Source organism: Bradyrhizobium sp. AZCC 1588, from assembly GCF_036924735.1.
Lineage (GTDB): Bacteria > Pseudomonadota > Alphaproteobacteria > Rhizobiales > Xanthobacteraceae > Bradyrhizobium.
Genome location: NZ_JAZHSC010000001.1, coordinates 1320828 through 1335864, shown reverse-complemented (window position 1 = coordinate 1335864; position 15037 = coordinate 1320828). Strand labels below are relative to the sequence as shown.

The following is a 15037-nucleotide window of genomic DNA, read 5'->3' as shown; positions in this document are numbered from 1 at the left end:
GCGGGCTCCCGCAAGAGGCCCGGCCGATCCACAACACGGGCGAGATATGCCCTGCGGCCATGAATTCACGCTGGGCACGCATAGCAAAATCGGTGCATGGTGTTCGCAATTAGACCGGTTCAAATAACCGGCGGAACGTGCGACGGGGAGCGGACGAATGGCGTTGATGGAAGTGGGACTGGACGACAAGTACCGTCTGGATGCGAAACGGATTTTTCTGTCCGGTACGCAGGCGCTGGTCCGGTTGCCGATGTTGCAGCGCGAACGCGATCGCGCACAGGGGCTCAATACCGCAGGTTTCATCTCCGGCTATCGCGGCTCGCCGCTCGGCATGTACGATCACGCGCTGTGGCGCGCCAAAACGTTCCTCAAGCAGCATGACATCGAGTTCTCACCGGGTCTCAACGAGGACCTGGCGGCTACCGCTGTGTGGGGCAGCCAGCAGGTCGGCATGTTCCCGGGCGCCAAGGTCGATGGTGTATTCGGCATCTGGTATGGCAAGGGTCCCGGCGTCGACCGCTCCGTCGATGCGCTCAAGCATGCGAACTCCGCCGGCACCTCGCCGAATGGCGGCGTGATTGCGCTGGCCGGCGACGACCATGGCTGCCAGTCGTCGACACTGGCGCACCAGAGCGAGCAGGTGTTCGCGGCGGCGCTGATGCCCGTGGTCAACCCGGCGACGCTGCAGGATTATCTCGATCTCGGCATTTTGGGCTTTGCGCTGTCGCGCTATTCGGGCTGCTGGGTCGGGTTCAAGGCGATTTCCGAGACGGTCGAAAGCTCGGCCTCGATCGTCAGCGATCCCGACCGCATCAAGATCATCACGCCCGACGATTTCGAGATGCCGCCGGGCGGGCTTTCGATTCGCTGGCCCGATGCGCCGATGGAACAGGAGCGGCGGCTGCACGGCGCGAAGATGCAGGCAGTCGCGGCGTTCGCGCGCGTCAATCGCCTCGACCGCATCGTGCTGGATTCAAAGCCGGCGCGGCTCGGCATCATGGCGACCGGCAAAGCCTATCTGGATCTACGGCAGGCGCTGGCCGATCTCGGCATCACGGATACTGAAGCGCAGGCGCTAGGATTGCGCATCTACAAGGTGGCGCTGACTTGGCCGCTGGAGGAATCCGGCGCGCGCGCCTTTGCGGAAGGCCTGCAGGACGTGCTGGTGGTCGAGGAGAAGCGCGGCTTTATCGAGGACCAGCTTGTCCGCATTCTCTACAACGTGGATGCCGCGAGGCGCCCTTCGGTGGTCGGCAAGCGTGACGAGAGTGGCGCCATGCTGTTGCCGAGCGAAGGCGAGTTGACGCCGACCATGGTGGCGGCGGCCGTCGTGGCGCGTTTGCGAAAACTCGGTCATCGCAGCCCGGCGCTGGAGCAGCGTCTCGCAAAACTCGAGGCGTTCGACCGCCCGGCGGACGGCGTCGGCTCCGCAAAGCTGCAGCGCACGCCGTATTTCTGCTCGGGGTGCCCGCACAACACCTCGACCAAGATCCCCGAGGGCAGCCGCGCGATGGCCGGCATCGGCTGTCACGGCATGGCGCTATCGGTGCCGAACCGCCGGACGCAGACGATTTCGCATATGGGCGCGGAGGGCGTCACCTGGATCGGACAGGCGCCGTTCACCAGCGAGCCGCATGTGTTCCAGAATTTGGGCGATGGCACCTACACCCATTCCGGCCTGCTCGCGATCCGCGCCGCGGCCGCCGCCGGCGTCAATATCACCTACAAGATTCTCTATAATGATGCGGTCGCGATGACCGGCGGCCAGCCGGCCGAAGGCGGGCTTTCGGTATCGCAGATCGCGCACCAGGTTTCGGCGGAGGGCGCCAAGCGGCTTGTCATCGTCTCCGACGATCCCGAGAAATATCCGGCGAATTATTTTCCAGCAGGCGCGACCGTTCATCACCGCCGCGAACTCGACGCCGTGCAGAGGGAGCTGCGCGAGGTCAAGGGCCTCACCGTCCTGATCTATGACCAGACCTGCGCGGCGGAAAAGCGCCGGCGCCGCAAGCGCGGGCTCTATCCGGATCCGCCGAAGCGCGTCTTCATCAACGAACGCGTCTGCGAAGGCTGCGGCGACTGCTCTTCCGTTTCGAACTGCGTCTCGGTGCAGCCGCTGGAAACCGAGTTCGGCCGCAAGCGTCGGATCGACCAGTCGAACTGCAACAAGGACTTTTCCTGCATCGAGGGCTTTTGCCCGAGCTTTGTCACGGTGCATGGCGGACGCTTGCGGAAAGCCGACCGCGCGGCGGCTGATCCCTCGGCGCTGTTTGCCGACCTGCCGACGCCCGCTACACCGGCGCTCGATGGCGCCTACAACATCCTCGTCACCGGCATCGGCGGCACCGGCGTCATCACCATCGGCGCGCTGCTCGGCATGGCCGCGCATGTCGAGGGCAGGGCGTGCTCGACGCTCGACTTCACAGGGCTATCGCAGAAGAACGGCGCTGTGATGAGCCATGTCCGCATCGCGCCGCAGGCTGACGATCTCTCGACCGTCCGCATCGCCCCCGGCGGCGCCAATCTCATCCTCGGCTGCGACATCGTGGTCGCCACCAGCATCCCCGCGCTGAGCCGGGCCGAGCGTGGCGTGACACGGGCGATCGTCAATGCCGACCTCTTGCCGACCGCGAGCTTCGTCATCAATCCCGACATCGATTTCGAGGCGGGAACGATGCGGGACGCGCTGAATGAGGCGGTCAGCGCCTCCGACCTCGACATTCTCGATGCCACCGGGCTTGCCACCGCGCTGATGGGCGATAGCATCGCGACCAATGCCTTCATGCTCGGCTTTGCGTTCCAGCGCGGGGCGATCCCGCTGTCGCTGGAAGCGATCATGAAGGCGATCGACCTCAATGGCGCGGCGATCGAGATGAACAAGCTCGCGTTCTCCTGGGGCCGGCTCGCGGCGCACGATCTGCCGCGCGTCGTCAGCGCCGCACGCTTCAAGAGTTCGGGCGCGGCGCCGGTCCGGCGCACGCTCGACGAAAGCATCGCGTTCCGCGCCAGGTTCCTGACCGACTATCAGAATGAGGCCTACTCGAAGCGCTACCTCGCCGACGTCGAGCGCGTCCGCGCCGCGGAAGCCAAGGCCGCGTCGGGCTCGCATGAACTGACCGAGGCTTTCGCCAAGGGCCTGTTCAAGCTGATGGCCTACAAGGACGAATACGAGGTCGCCCGGCTTTATTCCGACGGCGAGTTTGCAAAAGCGCTGAAGGAGCAGTTCGACGGTGACCCCGGCGTCAAGGTCAGCCTCGCGCCGCCGCTGCTGGCATCCCGCCATAGACTGACCGGGCATTTACGCAAGCGCGAATTCGGTTCCTGGATATTCCGCGCCTTCGACATCTTGACCCGCTTCAAGTTCCTGCGCGGGACCGCATTCGATCCGTTCGGCCATACGGCCGAGCGGCGGATGGAGCGGGCCTTGCCGGGCGAATATTCCGCGATGATCTTCCGCCATCTCGACAGGGCCAAGGCGCATGACTGGCCGCGTCTGGTGGCGCTGGCGAAATCAGCGGAACTTGTTCGCGGCTATGGCCATGTCAAGGAAGCCAATGTCGCGAAATACCGTGCAGAGTGCACGCGGCTGGAAGCGGCGATCGGTCAGCCGGTGGCGCAGGCGGCCGAATAGGGGCTGTTCATCCGGCACGTGAAGTTTCTCACGGCTGGCTCAGTCATCGGTGACCGTGAGGGCGGGAACGGCTGGAATTGTCCGGCCGGCGCCCTACATGTCGGCTGTTCTTAATTCTTTGGGTTGATTTCAGGAGGCCTGCGATGGTCCTGAAAAACGCTATTGCCGCAGCACTTTGCATGGGGCTCCTGATGTCGGGCAGCGCCGCGCTTGCAGACGAGTATCGCGCGGGCGAGCTCCTCGAGCTCGATCCGTCCAAGGCCTTGCTCTCGCCGAAGCGGCTCGGGCCGCAGACGCAATTTGCGCCGGTCCGGATCGAGGCCAGAACCGATCGCAAGCCGGTGAAGACGGAGCGCGTGGTCGTGCCCAAGGCCGCTGCGCCGAAGGTTGCTGCACCCAAGGCTTCTGCATCCAAGGCTGCTGCACCCGAGGCCGCTGCACCCAGGACTCGTGTCGTGCAGGAGCGCGTGCAGAAGCCGCGCGCTGCTGTCAACACCAAGCAGGCGCGCCACCATACCAATCCGCTCGACGCCCAAGCGCGCGACACGCGGATCCAGACCTGGCCGTGCAAGTTCGGCGGTATCTGCGACTGGCAGCGGTAGAGTAGATTCGTAGGATGGGTGGAGCGACCTGTCCGCCGTAGCTCGCAAAGAGCGAAGGCGGAAGCGATACCCATCATGCCTCCGCGCAAAGATCGATGGGTTTCGCTTCGCTCTACCCATCCTACGATTCCACGTCATCCACCTGTCGCAAAACCTTCGGCCAGCATTCAAATTGCTCGGGCACACCTTCGTCGTGATTCGACGAGGGGTGTTCGATGCCGATTGCGATTCGCGCCAAGCCCGCCCTGACGCGGCGTCAATGGCTGGTCCGCTCCGCCGCGACATTCGCCGTCGCTGGCTTCGGCGGCCTCACCAGACCCTACCTCAGTCGCGCCGCGGATCGGCCGCTCATCACCAGCGGCATTCAATCGGGCGACGTCTCGGCCAATTCCGCGGTGGTCTGGGCGCGCGCCGACCGCGCGGCGCGGATGCAGGTCGAATGTTCAGCCAGCGAAGATTTCAAGACCATCATTGGCACGGCTTCTGCCGATGCGTTGCCGGATGCCGATTTCACTTCGAAGGTGCTGCTCGATGGACTGACGCCGGGGCAGGATATTTTCTATCGTGTGCGGTTTGAAAGCGAGCCGGGGATCGCTGGCGAGGCGCAGGTCGGGCATTTTCGTACCGCACCCACCACACGGAGCAGCGTATCGTTCGCCTGGTCGGGCGATACGACGGGGCAGGGCTGGGGCATCGACGAAAGCCGCGGCGGCATGCGGACTTACCGGACCATGCTCGACAACCGCCCGGACTTCTTCATCCATTGCGGCGACCACATCTATGCGGATTGTCCGGTGGAGCGGGAACTGAAGCTGCCCGATGGCGGCGTCTGGCGAAACCTCGTTACCGAGGAAAAGTCTGTCGTCGCCCAAACCCTCGCGCAGTTCCGCGGCAATTACAAATACAACTGGCTCGATCCGAATTTTCGCGCCTTCCATGCCGCCGTGCCCTTGTTCGCGCAATGGGACGATCACGAGGTCACCAACGACTGGGCGCCCGTCAGCACGGCCGACGCGAGCGGCTATGCCGAGGACGGCAGCTCGCATCTGGTGGCGCGGGCGCGCCGCGCGTTCCATGAATTCATGCCGATGCGGGCGACACCCGCACAGGGAGACGGCCGCATCTATCGCAAGATCGCCTACGGCCCGCTGCTCGATGTCTTCATGATCGACATGCGCAGCTACCGCGATTCCACTTTTAATAGGCATGACGACCACAGCGACACCTGCATCCTCGGCGCGGCGCAACTGGCCTGGCTGAAGCGCGAACTGGTGGCTTCCGGCGCCACCTGGAAGGTGATCGCGGCCGACATGCCGATCGGATTGATCAGCGAGGATGCCATCGCGCTCGGCGACGGCCCGCCGGAGCGGCGCGAGCATGAGATCGCCGATTTGCTGTCGTTCATGAAGCGCGCCAGCATCCGCAACATTGTCTGGCTGACCGCCGATATGCATTACACGGCCGCGCATCACTACGATCCGAACCGCGCGATCTATCAGGACTTTGAGCCGTTCTGGGAATTCGTCTCCGGCCCGCTGCATGCGGGCACCTGGGCGCCGGCCCCGCTCGACAATACGTTCGGCCCGAAAGCGATGTTCCAGAAGGGGTGCAGCGGCGAAAATCTCGCCCCCTGTTACGGCTTGCAGTTTTTCGGCCGCGTCGACATCGACGGCAAGACCGAAGTCATGACCGTGACATTGAAGGACGTCGACAACCGCGACCTGTGGTCGGTCGATATCAAGCCCCGCCCGGATGCGCGGCCTGGCCGGATCATGGCGCAGCATATCTGAGCCGGCGTTGTGAGGGGCGCACCAGCAGATAGCCGCCGACCACGATTGGCACGGAGAGGGCGATGATCGCCCCGAGCACGCGGCGAACGCCCTTACCATCGCACCCCTGACTGGGTCCTGATTGCCTTCGCGCGGCGATCTCCAAAGGTCAATTTCGCTTAGTGAAATAGCTGGAGCGTCGCGCATCGGCCTAACGCGGCGGGAAGCCAAACGCGACCTTGCCGAAGGACAAACGGTGTGCAAATCCCGGCCTCGAGCCGGTTTGCGGATTCATTCTGTTCCGCCGGCCGGAATTCGGGTTTTCGCTACACACCGCCGCGGCTCCAGTCCATACTGGATCGCATCAAAGGGAGGTCTTTCAAATGCGTGAAGCTGTCATTGTTTCCTATGCACGTACGGGGCTGGCGAAGTCCGGCCGCGGCGGGTTCAACATCACCCCGCCGATGTCGATGGCGGCTCACGCCATCAAGCACGCCGTCGAGCGCGCCGGCGTCGACAAGGAGTATGTCGAGGACTGCTATCTCGGCAATTGCGCGCATGGCGCGCCGAATATCGGCCGCCAGGCCGCGCTGCTCGCGGGATTGCCGAAGTCGACCGCCGGCGTCTCGGTGAACCGCTTCTGCTCCTCCGGCCTGCAGACCATCGCGATGGCCGCCAACTCGATCCGCTCTGACGGAGCTGACTGCATCGTGGCCGGCGGCGTCGAGAGCATCTCGATCCCGGGCGGCGGCTCGCCCAAGGAATCGATCGATCCGGACCTGCTCAAGGTCGCGCCCGATATCTTCATGGCAATGATCGACACCGCCGATATCGTTGCCGAGCGCTACAAGCTCAGCCGTGAATATCAGGACGAGTACTCGCTGGAATCGCAGCGCCGCATGGCCGCCGCCCAGCAGGCCAACAAGTTCAAGGACGAAATCGTCCCGATGAAGACCAAGATGAAGGTGGTCGACAAGCAGACCAAGGCGGAGAGCATCGTCGACTACACCGTGGACCGCGACGAGTGCAATCGTCCCGACACGACGATGGAAGGCCTTGGCAAGCTCGAGCCGGTCAAGGGCCCGGGCAAGTACGTCACCGCCGGCAACGCCAGCCAGCTCTCGGATGGCGCGGCAGCGGTCGTTCTGATGGAAGCCAAGGATGCCGAGAAGCGCGGCCTCAACCCGATGGGCCGCTTCGTCGCCTGGGCGGCGGCGGGCTGCGAGCCGGACGAGATGGGCATCGGCCCGATCTACGCCGTGCCAAAACTTCTGAAGCGCCATGGCCTGAAGATCGACGACATCGATCTCTGGGAGCTCAACGAAGCTTTCGCCAGCCAGTGCCTCTATTCCCGCGACAAGCTCGGCATCGATCCGGAGAAGTACAACGTCAACGGCGGCTCGATCGCGATCGGCCATCCCTTCGGCATGACCGGTGCGCGTCTCACCGGCCACATCCTGCAGGAAGGCCGCCGGCGCAAGGCCAAGTGGGGCGTCGTCACGATGTGCATCGGCGGCGGCCAGGGCGGCGCCGGCCTGTTCGAGATCTACAGCTGAGATTTTTCGAACGCAGCGACACGCAAAACAAAGAGAATGGCCCCGCGAGGGGCCATTTTTCGTTCTTGGCGAGCACGCGCTCAGAGGCGATCCGGAAGGGACCGGGATCGCGTCAAGAACGGCCCAAACAAAGCGGAGCCCGGCACTGAACTAATCAGAACCGGGCTCCAGCAATGCTACATCAGTAACGATACTTCTTGATGACCACGGTCTTGTGGCGGTGACCGTGCCGATGCCCGCGATGCCAACCGCGGTCGCGCCAGAATTCGGCACGCGCGCCGTGATGGTGGTGATGATAACCAGTGTGGTAGCCGCGCTTCTTGATCACGACGGTCTCGGCGCTCGCAATCGACGGCGCCGCAATGATGAGCGCGCCGAGTGCGGCAATGACGTATCCAAGCTTCTTCATCCAATTCTCCTCAATTGAGCGAGGATAGAACATCAAATTTTGCAGAACGTTCCCGCGGAACTGGAAGAGAATTCTGAACGCTTGTTCAGACGCGTGTGCGATGCAGCCCGAATCGATCATCGTCCGATCGCTTCTTTTGTCGTGGCCGTGGATCGCATGCGTGCGCGAGAGGCAACGCTGCGAACGTCGATACAGCAAGCGCCCACTGGAAACCGGCAGCGCCGCGCCTCAATCCAGCGTGGGACGAGAATGGGCGGGCTTTACTCTTGCTTGCGGAAGGCTGGGAGCGGGCGCATCATCGCGTCATAATAATCAAACTGGGGAGGCTGCCATGAGTGGGGTTTCACGCCGTCATTTCCTGAGCCTGACCGGATCGGCCGCGGTCGCCGCGATGTCCGGAAGCGCCCATGCCGCGATGGGGCCGAATGACAAGTTCGACCTCGTTATCAAGGGCGGCGACGTGCTCGATCCGAGTCAGTCGCTCAAGGGCAAGCGCGATATCGGCATCCGCTGGGGCATGATCGAGGCGGTCGAGAACGAGATTCCGGCCGCGCGCGCCGCCAAGACAATCGATGCCTCAGGCAAGCTGGTGACACCCGGCCTGATCGATCTGCATTCGCACGTCTACCCCTATGGTTCGGCGATCGGCATTCCCGCCGACGAGCTGGTGCAGGCCCAGGCCACCACCACGGTGGTGTCGGCAGGCGATGCCGGCGTCAACAATCTCGCGGCGCTGCGGCGTTACATCGTGGCGCAATCGCGGGCGCGAATTTACGCCTTCGTTCACATCGCCAACAACGGGCTGTCCGGTTTCCCGGTCGCCGAGCTCTACAACATCGACTACGCCCAGGTAGATGCGTGCGCGATGGCGCTGGCGGAAAATCCGGACTTCCTGCTCGGCGTGAAGGTCAGGATGTCGGAGAACGTGATCGCCAGGCACGGGCTGGAGCCGCTGAAGCGCGGCATCAAGGCCTGCGAAATGTGCGGCTGGCCGGCCAAGATGATGGTGCATATCGGCGGCGTCGAGACCAAGGAGCTGATGTCAGAGATTCTCGATCTGATGCGGCCGGGCGACGTGCTGACGCACGCCTATTCCGGCGCTCCGAACATCGGCGGCCTCTTCACCAACATCGTTCAGGACGGCAAGCTGCTGCCGGCAGCGCTATCAGCCAAGCAGCGCGGCGTGATGTTCGACGTCGGCCATGGCGGCGGCAGTTTTGATTTCACGGTGGCGGAGGTCGCGCTTCCCGGCGGCTGCACGCCGGATACGATCTCCTCCGACATCCACGTCTTCTCCGGCAACTCGCCGGGCATGCCGTATTTGCCGAACGTGATGAGCAAGTTCATCACGCTCGGCCTTACATTGGAGCAGGTGGTGGCGGCCGCGACTTCGACGCCGGCGAAGATCATCAACCGCGCGCCCAAGATCGGCACGCTGCAGATCGGCGCACCCGGCGACGTCGCGATCCTGGATCTGGTGGAGGCGCAGACCTCGTTCGTCGACACCCGCAACAACAAGCGCGAAGGCAAGCTGTTGCTCAGACCCGTGCAGACCGTGATCAACGGCGTGCCGTTCGGCCGGCCCTACCAGGCGCCGTTCGCGGTGCGGTGAGCCGCCGCCCGTTCACTTTGATAGTCGCTGCGCGCGGATATCGCCGACGATGTCGGCAATGACGGCGCCCATCACCAAAGCGCCGCCGGCGAGGACCCGGAGTGTGGGCACCTCGCCAAATCCAACCCATATCCAGAACGGCATCAGCGGCGTCTCCAGCGTGGAGATCAGGGCGGCCTGCCCGGAAGGCAGCAGCCGCGAACCGAGGAAAAACAGGGTCAGCCCCAGCGCAACCTGGAAAAATCCGAACATCGCGAGGATCAGGATATCGGCCCCGGGGATGCCGGCTATGCTGCCGGCAAAGGGAATGCTGACGACGCTGCCCAGAAAGTTGGATAGCGCGGCGGCGGCCACCATGGACGTATCCCTGTGCCGCCGGACCATGACGGTCATCGCGGCGATCGCCAGCGTCGTGAAGCAAGCGAGCGCTATTCCCAGGATATCGGATCCGATGCGCGCGTTGCCGACGATGACCGCAACGCCGCCGAGCGCCACGACACTCGCGATCATAGTTCGCGCATGCGGAACTTCTTGCAACCACGCCCAGGCAAGCGCGGCCGTGACGAAGGGCCCTGTCGCGATGATGATGGCCACATTGGACACGCTGGTCAGTTGTAGCGATGGGATGAAGGCGATCATGGCGGATGTCGATAATGACGCGACTAGCCAGCCGCTTTTTCCTATCCTTGTCAGATCCCGCAGTCCGGCGCGGCCTTGCAGCACCAGCATGATCACCACGATCAGGCCGCCGCCGAACAATCCGCGCCAAAACAGGATGGTCCAGGAGTCGTAGGGAAGCAGCCTTGTAAAGAACGGCGCCGTGCTCCAGGCGATGGCGGCGGCGACGACCAGGGCAATGCCTAGGCGATGCTGGGAGCGCGCCTCCGTCATCAGGGGATCAATCCGGGCTGGGGATGAGGCTTCGGCCGATCAGCTTGTTGACGAGTGGCGCGGGATCGTCAGGGAGCGTGTCGCCACGCCAGGCGACATGCTGGTCGGTGCGCGCAAGGATGAGCTTGTGGCCGCCGGGCGGCTGCGCTTCACCGCGGGGAACATCGACGATCTGCAACGGGACGCCATTGGCGTGCATCACATCGGCCAAAGGCGCAACCACAACACCCGGATCGTAGCGCACCAGCGTGTAACCCGGCCCGAGCGCATCATAGACCGGCCGTCCGTCCGAGAGTTTCGCGAACGGAAGCCGGCAGCCCGGCGTCGAGGACGGCGCGAAGTCCGCCATCGTAAAACCCGGATGCTCGGCGCCGTCATAGGCGATGATCGGAGAGCGATCGTAGAAATAACCGAAGTTGAGCCCGGCACAGCAATATTGCTGCACGTTCAAATCATAGGCCGCTTGCCCGACCTGCTTGCGGACGGCATCGCCCTCCGGCCCCGGCTGCTCGATTGCATCAGGAACGGTGCGGCGCTGGCTCAAGACCTTGCCCGCCATCTCCATCGCAAAGCGCGACACCTGTTCGGTGATGGGTAGGCGCTCGGCCTCATAGGCATCGAGGATGGTAATGCCGGCCCAACCCTGCAGATAGGCGGCGAGCAGCCATGCGAGGTTCGTTGCGTCTGCGATCCCGGCATTCATGCCGTAGCCGGCATAGGGCATCCACAGATGCGCGGCATCGCCGCAGATGAAGGCGCGTCCCTTGCGAAACCGGTCGGCGACGAGGCGGCGGCCGACCCAGTCCTCCTTGCTCAGAATCTCGTATTCGAAATCGGGGCCGACGCCGAGGATGGCGCGGATCGAGGCGTCGCGATCGACGGATTCGAAGGTCTCATCCTCGCGATTGAGGTGATTGTGTATCAGCCACTTCTCGCGGCCGTCGATCGCGACAACCGTGCCGCAGCGCCGCGGATTGAGCGACAGCGTCATCCAGGCGGGCCGGTCCATCAGGCCGAGCAGGGCGGGCGCACGGATGTAGGTCGACTGCACGCGCTGGATGATCGGCGTTCCCTGCAGATTGGCGTCGATCGCCTTGCGAACCAGCGAACGCGCCCCGTCGCAGCCAACGATGAAATCGGCGTGAATCTGAAAGGCGGCTCCGGTATCGAGGTTGCGGACGGTTGCAACGATGCCCTCATCGACTTCGCTGAAATCCTCGAATGCGGTGCGGTTCAGAATCTGCAGCCCGTCGATGGCGGCGGCGTGGGCGAACAGCACGGGTTCCATATAGATCTGGTTGATGCGGTGCGGCGGCTCGGCCGTCGGCCAGCCGGTGTCTGGTCCGCCGGTCGCGGTATAACGATCGCGCCGGCAGGGAATGAGGATACGCGAGAGTTCGATGCCCGTTGCCGTGGTGCGGTAAGAGCAGTCGTTGGGGTAGTCGGCCGGCAATCCGGCGTCGCGCAGCTTCTGCGCCAGGCCTAACCTGCGAAAAATCTCCATCGAGCGCGACGAGACGTGGTTGCATTTCACGCTCGGCGGCTCGCCGGCGGCGCGTGTTTCCACGACAGTGACGGATATTCCCCGCGATGCGAGGTCCATTGCCAAGGTGAGACCAACCGGACCGCCGCCGACAACGAGAACGCTGGTCTTCACCATGTCACTTGCCACCTTGTCGCTTGCTGCGTTGGGACGATCATGCATTACTGAGCGCCACAGAGATCATCGGGGGACCCTCAATGTTTCCGTCGATCCGGCAAGGCATGATCCGCGCCCTTGTTGTTGTTTTGTCGCTGTCGTTGTCGGCGATTGAAGCAGCTAACGCATATCCCGATCAACCCATCAAGATCATCGTGACGTTTCCGCCCGGCGGCAGTGCCGATATCGTCATCCGCGCCCTGCAGCCGCTATTGTCGGAAACGCTGCGTCAGCCCGTTGTCATCGAGAACAGGGCAGGCGCGGGCGGCAATATCGGGATCGCCGCGGTGGCGCAGGCAGCGCCTGATGGCTACACGCTCGGCGTGGCCGCAGCCGGCGTGCTGACCGTCAATCCCCATCTCAACCGCGCGGCGATGGCGTTCGATCCGAGCAAGGATCTGGCGCCGGTCACCTTGCTGGCGGAAATTCCGTTCGTGCTGGTGTCTTCGCCACAATCGGCCATTGCCTCGGTCGCCGATCTCATTGCCAAGGCCAAGGCTCAAACGGCAGGTCTGTCGATCGGCCATGGCGGCAACGGCACGGCGATGCACCTGACCTCGGCCTTGTTCAACCAGAAGGCCGGTGTCGGAATTCAGTTGATCGCCTATCGCGGCACAGCGCCGGCGACGACGGATGTTCTTGCCGGCCACGTCCCGCTGGCCGTGCTGGATATCCCTGCATCCAAGCAGTTGATCGGCGACGGCAAGTTGAAGGCGCTCGGAGTCTCTGCCGCGAAACGCGTGGCCTTCCTGCCCGATGTTCCGACGCTGGCGGAGCAGGGCCTCTCCGGATTCGAATCCGTCGGCTGGTTCGGCATCGTCGCGCCCGCCGGCACGCCGCCCGACGTCGTCAAAACGCTGAATACCGCCTTCGTGAAAGCGTTGAGCGATCCCGCGGCGATCGAGAAAATCCGCGTTCTCGGCGCCGAACCCGCGCCTACCTCGCCCGAGGCTTTTGCAAAATTTATCCAGAGCGAAAGCGTGAAATGGGGCAAGCTGATTACCGAGGCCGGGATCAAGGCTGAATAGGGCACCGGCCACGACCTGCGGCCGGTTGATCAAAATCAAATTGCGAGCCTTCTCGGTTCTGATTGAATCAGAACCGGGCTCTAGATTCTTGTTTTGACGCGTTTTCTTGACGCGAACGGTGTCCACCCCGGATCGAGTCCGGGGCAGGCTTTCGCTGGAAAACGCTCTAACGCCGTTTGATCTCAATCAATGCGACGGCCTTCTTGCTTGGCGACGATGTTGGGCAAAGGATCGAACGTGGCACACAGCGAAGGCCTATCCCACAACGAGGCTGCGACGGACGGCCCAGTCCGGCCAATTCCCTATGACGAGGACGGGCGGCTGCCGCACGAGAGCGAATTTCTCACCCAACTCGGGGATCGGGTCCGCGAAATGCGCGCGCTCCGCAGCATGTCGCGCCGCGAGCTCGCGCGCCGGTCCGGCATGTCCGAGCGCTACGTGGCGCAGATCGAAGCCGGCAAGGGCAACGTCTCGATCGTACGCCTGCTGCGGATCGCGCTGGTGTTTCGCGGCGAATAGCGCTTCGTACGACGAGTTGAGCCTGGACTCGGCTCAACTCCGCGCCCGCTTCTCCACATTCGCGATCCGTGCCGGCACGCCGAACTCCTTGCGGCAGACTTCGGCGAGCACGGCGACGCCTTCGCGGATCTGTTCATGCGAGGGACTTGCGAAACACAGCCGCAGCCGGCTGCCGGCATAGGCCTTGTCGGTCGACCATTCAGGCCCCGGATTGATGGCGACGCCTGCGACAAGCGCGGCCTGATAGAGTTTTAGCGTGTCGACATTGTCGGGCAGCTTCACCCACAGGAAGATGCCGCCCTCGGGCTCCCCGAACTCGGCCGCGGTGCCGAACTGCTCGTTGAGCGCTTCCATCAGCGTGTCGAGCTTGGCGCGCAGGCCGCGTGTCAGCTTCGGCACGTGGGTCGAAAAATTCGGCGCGCAGTACTCGGCCAGCACCATCTGCTCCAGCGCGCCGCTTCCGGCGTCGGTCTTCAGAGCCAGCATCCGCGACATCATCTCCCAGGGTGCCACGATGAAGCCGACCCGCAGCGCCGGCGCGATCGACTTCGAGAACGAGCCGATGTGGATGACGCCGCCATGCTTGCTCATGGCGGAGATCGCGGGCGGCCGCTCGCCGCTCCAGACCAGATCGGCGTAGCAATCGTCCTCGAAAATCGGCACGCCATATTGCTGCGACAGCTTCAGCATCTCGGCGCGCCGCGTCTCCGGCAGGATGCTGCCGGTCGGATTCTGGACGGTCGGGATGGTGTAGATGTATTTCGGCGTAATGCCGCGGCTTTTGTGGTCGGCAAGGGCTGCCGCCAGCGCATCCATCCGCATGCCCTGCTCGTCGAGAGGGATGCCGATCGCCTTGACACCAAGCCGCGTCAGCCGGGTCAGCGCGCCCTGATAGGTCTCCTGCTCGACCAGCACAGTGTCGCCGCGCGCCAGCAAGGTTTGATTGACGAGGTCGAGCGCCTGCAGCGAACCGGAGACGATCATGATATCGTCGGCAATGCAGGCGATGCCGGCGTCGCGCTTGAGTTTCGCGCTGAGGAATTCGCGCAAGGGGCGATAGCCCTGCGGGCCGCTGGCGAGGCCGTAGGTCGCGAGCGTCCTGCCCTCGCGCCGGAGCACGGTATTGACGGCGTCGATCAGGCCATCGACCGGAACCTGCTCGGGATCATTGTTGCCGCCGACAAAGCTGTATCTGGCAAGGCCGGTCCACCGCGCTGCCGGCGCCGGCAATCCGGCGGGCAGCAAGGGCGCAAAATCGAAGGAAGCGGTAGACATGAATGTTCACTCCATCTTGTTTCTTGTTGAGAGGGCCGACCGGCTC

Annotated in this window: 11 protein-coding genes; 7 read left to right on the top strand and 4 right to left on the bottom strand. The window is 63.8% G+C overall.

Annotated elements, in window-relative coordinates; all coding sequences use genetic code 11:
- Nucleotides 1-157: 157 nt before the first annotated feature.
- From V1277_RS06325 to V1277_RS06310, 4 genes are all read left to right on the top strand, one after another.
- Nucleotides 158-3631 (top strand): indolepyruvate ferredoxin oxidoreductase family protein, encoded by a 3474-nt coding sequence (locus V1277_RS06325; RefSeq protein ID WP_334415459.1) that lies wholly within the window; start codon nucleotides 158-160, stop codon nucleotides 3629-3631.
- Between the two features lie 143 nt (nucleotides 3632-3774).
- Entirely contained in the window at nucleotides 3775-4233 is a 459-nt protein-coding gene (locus V1277_RS06320; protein WP_334415458.1) for a hypothetical protein, read from the top strand.
- A 215-nt stretch (nucleotides 4234-4448) separates the two neighbouring features.
- Entirely contained in the window at nucleotides 4449-6023 is a 1575-nt protein-coding gene (locus V1277_RS06315) for an alkaline phosphatase D family protein (RefSeq protein ID WP_334415457.1), read from the top strand.
- Between the two features lie 362 nt (nucleotides 6024-6385).
- Nucleotides 6386-7558 carry a thiolase family protein gene (locus tag V1277_RS06310; RefSeq protein ID WP_028346836.1) on the top strand — a complete coding sequence of 391 codons (1173 nt, stop codon included), beginning with the start codon at nucleotides 6386-6388 and terminating at the stop codon, nucleotides 7556-7558.
- Nucleotides 7559-7739: 181 nt separating this feature from the next.
- On the opposite strand, the gene V1277_RS06305 is transcribed toward V1277_RS06310, so the two are convergent.
- Nucleotides 7740-7967, bottom strand: a complete 228-nt coding sequence (locus V1277_RS06305; protein WP_334415456.1) for a hypothetical protein — start codon at nucleotides 7965-7967, stop codon at nucleotides 7740-7742.
- A gap of 331 nt (nucleotides 7968-8298) precedes the next feature.
- On the opposite strand from V1277_RS06305, the gene V1277_RS06300 reads away from it, so the two are divergent.
- Nucleotides 8299-9579, top strand: a complete 1281-nt coding sequence (locus V1277_RS06300) for an amidohydrolase/deacetylase family metallohydrolase (protein WP_334415455.1) — start codon at nucleotides 8299-8301, stop codon at nucleotides 9577-9579.
- A gap of 12 nt (nucleotides 9580-9591) precedes the next feature.
- Here V1277_RS06300 and V1277_RS06295 read toward each other — a convergent pair whose 3' ends face one another.
- The gene (locus tag V1277_RS06295) at nucleotides 9592-10470 is read right to left on the bottom strand and encodes a DMT family transporter (protein WP_334415454.1); all 879 of its coding nucleotides are present in this window, start codon (nucleotides 10468-10470) and stop codon (nucleotides 9592-9594) included.
- Nucleotides 10471-10477: 7 nt separating this feature from the next.
- Complete coding sequence (locus tag V1277_RS06290; RefSeq protein WP_334415453.1) at nucleotides 10478-12175, bottom strand: FAD-dependent oxidoreductase; 1698 nt, start codon at nucleotides 12173-12175, stop codon at nucleotides 10478-10480.
- Between the two features lie 35 nt (nucleotides 12176-12210).
- Here V1277_RS06290 and V1277_RS06285 point away from each other — a divergent pair, with 35 nt between their 5' ends.
- Together V1277_RS06285 and V1277_RS06280 are read left to right on the top strand one after the other, a co-directional pair.
- Nucleotides 12211-13197 carry a Bug family tripartite tricarboxylate transporter substrate binding protein gene (locus V1277_RS06285; protein ID WP_334415452.1) on the top strand — a complete coding sequence of 329 codons (987 nt, stop codon included), beginning with the start codon at nucleotides 12211-12213 and terminating at the stop codon, nucleotides 13195-13197.
- A 297-nt stretch (nucleotides 13198-13494) separates the two neighbouring features.
- Complete coding sequence (locus V1277_RS06280) at nucleotides 13495-13716, top strand: helix-turn-helix domain-containing protein (protein WP_334420295.1); 222 nt, start codon at nucleotides 13495-13497, stop codon at nucleotides 13714-13716.
- Nucleotides 13717-13749: 33 nt separating this feature from the next.
- Here V1277_RS06280 and V1277_RS06275 read toward each other — a convergent pair whose 3' ends face one another.
- Nucleotides 13750-14991, bottom strand: a complete 1242-nt coding sequence (locus V1277_RS06275) for an aminotransferase-like domain-containing protein (protein ID WP_334415451.1) — start codon at nucleotides 14989-14991, stop codon at nucleotides 13750-13752.
- Between the last annotated feature and the right edge of the window lie 46 nt (nucleotides 14992-15037).

What these genes read in the sequence shown, in the direction of transcription:
- V1277_RS06285 (WP_334415452.1), top strand. Translation starts at nt 12,211, where the DNA reads ATGTTTCCGTCGATCCGGCAAGGCATGATCCGCGCCCTTGTTGTTGTT.
- V1277_RS06300 (WP_334415455.1), top strand. Translation starts at nt 8,299, where the DNA reads ATGAGTGGGGTTTCACGCCGTCATTTCCTGAGCCTGACCGGATCGGCC.
- V1277_RS06305 (WP_334415456.1), bottom strand. Translation starts at nt 7,967, where the DNA reads ATGAAGAAGCTTGGATACGTCATTGCCGCACTCGGCGCGCTCATCATT.
- V1277_RS06315 (WP_334415457.1), top strand. Translation starts at nt 4,449, where the DNA reads ATGCCGATTGCGATTCGCGCCAAGCCCGCCCTGACGCGGCGTCAATGG.
- V1277_RS06290 (WP_334415453.1), bottom strand. Translation starts at nt 12,175, where the DNA reads ATGCATGATCGTCCCAACGCAGCAAGCGACAAGGTGGCAAGTGACATG.
- V1277_RS06325 (WP_334415459.1), top strand. Translation starts at nt 158, where the DNA reads ATGGCGTTGATGGAAGTGGGACTGGACGACAAGTACCGTCTGGATGCG.
- V1277_RS06275 (WP_334415451.1), bottom strand. Translation starts at nt 14,991, where the DNA reads ATGTCTACCGCTTCCTTCGATTTTGCGCCCTTGCTGCCCGCCGGATTG.
- V1277_RS06320 (WP_334415458.1), top strand. Translation starts at nt 3,775, where the DNA reads ATGGTCCTGAAAAACGCTATTGCCGCAGCACTTTGCATGGGGCTCCTG.
- V1277_RS06295 (WP_334415454.1), bottom strand. Translation starts at nt 10,470, where the DNA reads ATGACGGAGGCGCGCTCCCAGCATCGCCTAGGCATTGCCCTGGTCGTC.
- V1277_RS06310 (WP_028346836.1), top strand. Translation starts at nt 6,386, where the DNA reads ATGCGTGAAGCTGTCATTGTTTCCTATGCACGTACGGGGCTGGCGAAG.